6 protein-coding genes and 1 pseudogene are annotated in these 6729 nt (G+C 50.8%); 6 read left to right on the top strand and 1 reads right to left on the bottom strand.

Features of this window, described 5'->3' with window-relative positions; translation table 11 throughout:
* From Q0294_RS01590 to Q0294_RS01565, 6 genes and pseudogenes are all read left to right on the top strand, one after another.
* Positions 1-304 (top strand): annotated as a pseudogene (locus Q0294_RS01590) (nicotinic acid mononucleotide adenylyltransferase); the annotation flags it as partial.
* A gap of 359 nt (positions 305-663) precedes the next feature.
* Complete coding sequence (locus Q0294_RS01585; protein WP_366917895.1) at positions 664-1872, top strand: iron-containing alcohol dehydrogenase; 1209 nt, start codon at positions 664-666, stop codon at positions 1870-1872.
* Positions 1860-3083, top strand: coding sequence for a PQQ-binding-like beta-propeller repeat protein (locus Q0294_RS01580; RefSeq protein WP_299460148.1), 1224 nt, complete (start codon positions 1860-1862; stop codon positions 3081-3083). The genes Q0294_RS01585 and Q0294_RS01580 overlap by 13 nt, the downstream gene beginning before the upstream one ends.
* 84 nt (positions 3084-3167) lie before the next feature.
* The gene (locus Q0294_RS01575) at positions 3168-4478 is read left to right on the top strand and encodes a coproporphyrinogen-III oxidase family protein (RefSeq protein WP_299460144.1); all 1311 of its coding nucleotides are present in this window, start codon (positions 3168-3170) and stop codon (positions 4476-4478) included.
* Between the two features lie 68 nt (positions 4479-4546).
* Positions 4547-5083 carry a hypothetical protein gene (locus Q0294_RS01570; protein ID WP_299460141.1) on the top strand — a complete coding sequence of 179 codons (537 nt, stop codon included), beginning with the start codon at positions 4547-4549 and terminating at the stop codon, positions 5081-5083.
* A 57-nt stretch (positions 5084-5140) separates the two neighbouring features.
* On the top strand, positions 5141-6433 hold the full coding sequence (locus tag Q0294_RS01565) for an NAD(P)/FAD-dependent oxidoreductase (protein ID WP_299460138.1): 1293 nt from the start codon (positions 5141-5143) through the stop codon (positions 6431-6433).
* Positions 6434-6519: 86 nt separating this feature from the next.
* Here the strand turns inward: Q0294_RS01565 and Q0294_RS01560 are convergent.
* Positions 6520-6729 (bottom strand): hypothetical protein (locus Q0294_RS01560; protein ID WP_299460135.1); only part of this gene is annotated, 210 nt, incomplete at its 5' end.

Genomic DNA, 6729 nt, shown 5'->3' with positions numbered 1-6729 from the left:
CTTTTTAATCGTGGGTGCAGACTCCGTACGGGACCTGCATACCTGGCGTGAACCAGAGGCCATTCTGGAGATGGCAACCCTGATTGGCGTGAATCGCCCCAACATTAGTCTACCAGATCTGTCTGAACTCACTCAGAAATTCGGCGAAACCATCCTTTCAAAAATCCTCTGGGTCACGATGCCGGGAATTGATATTTCCTCCACAGACATTAGAAAACGGATTCGCGAAAAAAAAAGTGTCCGATTTATGACTCCGCGTGCCGTGGAAGTTTATATCCACAATAACAGACTGTATTTAGAGTAAGATTTCTCTAAATTAAGATTTCATCGTCGCTTAAGACCGCCAAACATCCTATAAATCAGTGTGGACTACTGGAAATTCCTGTCGATTTCGATCAGAATTAAGCAGTAGACAATCGCTTCGCCTTTTTCAAGCGATGCCTGCTGTACTTCCGCGGTGTTAAGTTGAGACAGAATGGGAACGGAATACCAGAGTTTTATGTTGCGCGCACCGGCTAAAACCTACCTGAAAAATCTCGCCAGATACAATAAACGACTACGATCTTCTTTTCACAAGCAGAGAAACGAGTTAAGTATAAAAAGCTTCAGCAGCGTTGATCATTTTTCAGCCTGATGATTCAAGATAGATCTCGTAAGGAAAACATCATTGTCATGGATTCGCAATCTTCAGCCAATGTAAATGCTCAACCGATAGAAGGCGCTTCACTTTCTGCCTTTGATTATGCGCCCCGTACACGGATTGTCTTCGGCGCTGGATCTTTAAACCGCCTGGGAGAACTTGCTGCTGAACTGGGGGCAAAACGGGTGCTGCTGGTCACCGATAAAGGGCTTGCTGCAGCGGGCCATGAGTCCCGCGCTGTTGCTTCGCTGGAAAATGCCCAGCTTCAAATCACCACCTTTGATGATGTCCACCCCAATCCGACCACAGAAGATGTCGATAGAGGCTTGTCGGTCGCACGCAACCACCAGATCGATTTAATCGTCGGCCTGGGCGGGGGCAGCAGTATGGATTGTGCCAAGGGGATCAATTTTCTGCTGACTAACGGCGGGCAGATGCAGGACTATTGGGGCGTGGGAAAAGCCACCAAACCCATGCTGCCTTTAATTGCCGTCCCGACCACCGCCGGAACCGGCAGCGAAGCACAGTCGTTTGCCGTGATCGCCCATCCGGAAACGCATATGAAAATGGCGTGCGGCGACAAAAAAGCCGCCTGTCGCATTGCGATTCTCGATCCCGAACTGACGCTGACCATGCCCCGCTCCGTGACGCGCGTCACGGGCATTGATGCCCTGAGTCATGCCCTGGAAACATTCGTCACCAAACCGCGCAATGAAATTTCCCAACTCTTCAGCCGTCGTGCCTGGACGCTGCTGGCGAACAGTTTTCCCAAAGTGCTCGATACCCCCAACGATCTCAACGCACGCGGCAATATGCAGCTGGGCGCACACTTCGCCGGTGCTGCGATCGAAAATTCCATGCTGGGTGCAACCCATGCGCTGGCCAACCCGCTCTCTGCTCATTTCAATTTAACGCACGGCGTGGCGATCGGCATCATGCTGCCGCATGTGATACGATTCAATGCGGAACTCGTCGGCGATTACTACTCTCTACTGGCTGCCGACATCGGGTTGTGTGAGCCTCATGATCCTGCCGGCGCAGGCTTACTCGCCGAACATATACAATCATTAATTGCGATGGCGGGAGCACCGACTTCACTCTCGGAATGCAAAGTTGACCCCAATCTGGTGGAACAGCTTGCAGAAGAAGCGTCGCGACAGTGGACGGGCAATTTCAACCCGCGTCCCGTCGATCAATCCTCTTTAAGGGAATTGTACGAATGCGCCTTTTAACGAATTCCAAATACACTGGTTTCATTCTATGGATCCAAGTCGCGTTAGTCGCCTGTGCGTGCATCACGAATCAGACCAGCGCTGCCGAGAAACCTGCCGGCGAAGTCAACATCGCGTCACCAAAGACAGAAGACAACAAACAGAACTGGCCTTCCTTCCGCAACGGTAACCTGCAGCAGGGAGTCGCCGAAACGACTCTCCCCGCGGAACTGGAACTGCTCTGGCAGCACTCCTCGTCCGACGGCATCGCGTCCACTGCCGCCATTATCGGCGACCAGGTTTATATGGCAGGCTTGAACGGCTATGTGGAATGTCTCGATCTAAAAACCGGCAAACCGGTCTGGAAATACCGTTCCATCGAAAACCCGGACCCCAAAGAATTTGCCCCCGGTTTTAAAGCATCGCCGCTGGTCACCGAAAAAGGCGTGTATCTCGGCGATGAAGACGGAATCTTCCACGCCATTGACCGCTTCACGGGAAAAAAACTCTGGAACTTTAAAACCGACGCCGAAATCATCAGCAGTGCCAACGTCATCAACGGAAAAATCCTGTTTGGCGGCTACGATAATTTTCTGTACTGTCTCAATGCAGCCGATGGTTCTCTGGCCTGGAAGTTTGAGACCGACGGTTATGTGAATTGCTCTCCCGCGATCGTGGACAATTTCACGTTTGTCACCGGTTGCGACGAGCAGCTGCGAGTGATTGATATCAACACAGGCAAGCAGCACAGTCAGATGCCTCTGGCAACCTACCTGATCGCTTCCCCTGCGCTGATGGGTGAGAGCCTGTATGTGGGCACGTATGCCAGCGAAATTATCTCTGTGAACTGGAAACAGCTGAAAGTCGAATGGCGTTACAAAGATCCGATGAAGGAATTCCCTTACCATGCCTCCGCAGCGGTTACAGACGCTTATGTTGTCGCCGGCGGTCGAGACAAGCAGGTCCATTGTGTCGAACGAAAAACAGGCAAACCGGTCTGGAAATTCGGCACGCGCGGGCGGGTGGACAGCTCGCCTGTGATTCTTGGCAACCGGGTGTTTGTGGGATCCTCTGATGGTAACCTCTATGAGCTGGATCTGAAAAATGGTAAGACACTCTGGAAACAGAATTTAGGAAAAGATATCACCGCATCACCGGCAATTGGTTCAGGACATCTGATCATTGGGACAGAATCCCGAAATGGTGCCTTGTATTGTTTCGGAAAGAAGTGACAATAAGAAGTAGCATAAACTGATCGCTGCGGAGAAGGCAGCCGCTTAATAGTTGATTTAAAAACATAAGACATTGAGAGTACTATGGATCTGGAAACGACAGGCACCACCGAAGTAGGCAGTTACTTTGTTTCGAACTATCCTCCTTTCTCTCTGTGGAAGCAGGAATACGTTACCAGAATTCACGAAGTTCTGAACCAAAGCCCTGATACCAGTATTCCGATGGGGCTTTACATTCATATTCCTTTCTGTCGCAAGCGCTGTAAGTTCTGTTATTTCCGCGTCTATGAAAAACAGAATGCCAAAACCATTGATCGTTACGTGCAGGCGTTAGAGCGGGAATTCGAACTGCTCAGTCAGGTCGAAGCTATTCGGGGACGCACGCTCGATTTCACCTACTTCGGCGGTGGAACTCCCTCCTATTTAAGCTCGAAACAACTGCTTTCCGTTCGGGATCGGCTCTCCAGCCTGCTTTCCTGGGAAACGGCAAAAGAAGTCACCTTTGAATGCGAGCCGGGCACACTCAATCTGGAAAAAGTGCAAACACTCAAAGAAATTGGCATTACTCGAATCTCCTTAGGTATCGAAAGTTTTAACGACACATTACTGGAAGCCAACGGTCGCGCGCATCTGACCCCCGAAGTCTTCCGGGCTTACGAGTGGATTCAAGACGTCGGCTTCCCGCAGGTTAATATCGACCTGATTGCCGGCATGATGGGCGAAACGGATGAAAACTGGACCGAGTCGGTCGAAAAAGCGGCGGCACTCTCGCCGGACAACATCACGATTTACCAGATGGAACTCCCCCACAACACGATCATTTCCAAAGAAATCAAAGAGATGGGCATCACATCGCCCATCGCCGACTGGGCCACCAAACGCCGCTGGATGAATGAAGCCATCGAGAATTTGCAGTCGAAAGGTTATCATCTCGCCAGCGGAAACGAACTCGTCAAAAATCCGGAAACAGACCGCTTTGTGTATCGGGACAACTTGTTCCGCGGCAATGACATCGTCGCGACGGGCGTTTCTTCCTTTGGTCATATGCAAGGTGTCCATTATCAAAACCTCGATCGTCTTGAAGACTATCTTGAAACGGTTGAAAAAGGCGAACTCCCCATCAACCGTGCTCTCGAACCCACTGAACGCCAGCGCCTGATCCGGGAATTTGTGCTGCAACTCAAAGAAGGCCGCGTTCTGACGCAGCCTTTTCATGATAAGTTTGGTGTCAATTTAACCGAAGAATTTTCCGAAGCGCTGGAAAATCAGCAAAAAGCAGGCTACCTCACTTTCGATGAATCGCAAGTCAAACTCACCCGCAAAGGCCTGCTTCAGGCCGACAGCCTGCTGACAGAATATTTCGAACCGGAACACCGCATGGTGAGATATACATAACATTTACTATCGTTCTCATTGATTAAAACTCACCCCGATCCTCCCCTGAAAAAAGAAATTATTTTCAAGTGAACCCACAAGACGAACTCGATGCACTTGTCAAATTGTTTCCGAACGAACCACGCTTGTTCGAACGGGCCGAACATGTTTCTTCTGCCTCCCTTCCCGATCCTTATAAATCGCTGCTGGCTCATAACCACCACATGACTGTCACAATGGAGGAGTATCATCAGTCTCCTGTTGATGTCACCGTGCTGGATCAGCGACTCGATGGAAATATTTACAGCAGAAAAATTCTCTTATCAAAAACGGGGACCGATGAAGTCGTTCAGTTCGGGATCGTACGATTTAATTTTGATTATGTAACCCAGGCCGTCAAGGACGAAATCCTCGCGGGAGAAATTCCACTCGGACGAGTGCTCATCAATCATAATGTCTTGCGACACGTCGATTTAGGGGCAGTATTGCGGCTCACCGCCGGCCCCGGTCTGGCCAGTGTAATGCAGATCCAGCCGGGCGAAATCACGTACGGTCGACTGGCTACGATTTTTTGTAACCAGCAACCGGCAATTGACCTCTTGGAAGTTTCTGCTCGACTGCTATAAATGCGAGTAGCATGCCGCTCTGAAATTGACTTTGACCTGTATGACTGAAGGCTTTCCATGAATGACACAAACCTGAAAGAACAGCCTGCTCTCGATGCGGAATACGACGTCATTGTGATCGGTGCCGGCCCGGCCGGCTCAACGGTGGGTGCTCTCCTGGCGGAACAGGGGCGTAAAACACTGGTCGTCGACCGAGCCACGTTTCCCCGCTTCCACGTCGGCGAATCGTTGATCCCGGAAACCTATTGGCCCCTCAAACGGCTCGGCCTGATCGACCAGCTCAAACAGACCGCATTCCCCAAAAAATTCAGCGTGCAGTTTGTGACAGACGAAGGGGTCGAAACGATGCCCTTCTACTTCAACGAATATAAAGAACACGAAAGTTCTCAGACCTGGCAGGTCTTGCGGGCCGAATTTGATCAGATGCTGGTCAACAATGCCCGAACTCAAGGAGCCATCGTCCACACAGGCACCCAGGTCCTTGACATCCTCACTGAAGGAGAACAGGTGACAGGCGTCAAACTGAAGTTCAGTTCGCAGGAAACACGGGACATTCGCGCGAAAATCGTCGTCGACTCCAGCGGACAGACGGGATTCATCGCCAGTCGCTTTAAACTCAAAATGACTGACCCGGTTTTGAAAAAGGGAACCGTCTGGGCCCACTTTAAAAATGCCCAGCGCGATACCGGCATCGACGAAGGTGCCACACTGATTCTGCAGACCGAAGGCAAACGTTCCTGGTTCTGGTATATTCCACTCCCCGATAATGTCGTCAGCATCGGCTGTACCGGAGACATGGAATACATGTTCGCCAAAGATCGTGGCAACAGCGAAGAGATCTTCTATCAGGAAGTCGAACGCTGTATCGGCATCAAACGGCGTCTGACCGCAGCACAGCCTGTCACGGAATTCATGACGACGAAAGATTTCTCCTATCACACTTCGCAACCGGTCGGTCCCGGCTGGATGCTGGCCGGCGATGCGCTCGGCTTTATCGACCCTGTTTATTCCAGCGGTGTATTCCTGGCATTGAAATCGGGAGAACTTATCGCCGACGCCATCAATGCCGCCTTCGAAGCACAGGACTTCTCGGTCAGTCAACTCAGCCAATGGTATCCCGACTACCGCAGCGGCGTCGAAAACTTCCGCAAACTCGTGTATGCCTTCTATACGCCCGGATTCAGCTTTGGCACATTCCTCCGCGAGTATCCGCAATTCAAAACGAATCTGGTCGACATCCTGATCGGCGATGTCTTCAAACCCGAAGTCGCGGAAATGTTTACCGTCATGCAGGAAGAAATTCCCGAACTCGCCATGTCCGCCGATCCTCAAATCGCTCTGAAAAAGTAAACTGTTTTCACTGCCCAAAATTCAATCCGCTCCTCTCCGCATTGTGTCATCCAAAATCCGTCCATTGGAAAATCGGCTTGACATTTTCAAAACTGTTTATCACTCACTGTTTCTCTCGTTTCAGTCACTTTTTTTCCCAGCCAGATACGACTTGACACGACTGCGCCCGCGGCGATGATGCCTGTTTCGCGTCGCGCGCGTGAAATTGCTTTCAGCACCATAAACAAAGAATCCACTGCGGTATGAGCACCATAAAACCGACTGGTTTGAGCCACTTTTTTCCCCGGCACTTCACT

It is taken from the genome of uncultured Gimesia sp. (genome assembly GCF_937919775.1).
Lineage (GTDB): Bacteria > Planctomycetota > Planctomycetia > Planctomycetales > Planctomycetaceae > Gimesia.
This window is presented reverse-complemented; position numbering and strand designations above follow the sequence as displayed.

Coding starts and splice junctions, on each gene's coding strand:
- Q0294_RS01565 (WP_299460138.1), top strand. CDS start 5,141: ATGAATGACACAAACCTGAAAGAACAGCCTGCTCTCGATGCGGAATAC.
- Q0294_RS01575 (WP_299460144.1), top strand. CDS start 3,168: ATGGATCTGGAAACGACAGGCACCACCGAAGTAGGCAGTTACTTTGTT.
- Q0294_RS01580 (WP_299460148.1), top strand. CDS start 1,860: ATGCGCCTTTTAACGAATTCCAAATACACTGGTTTCATTCTATGGATC.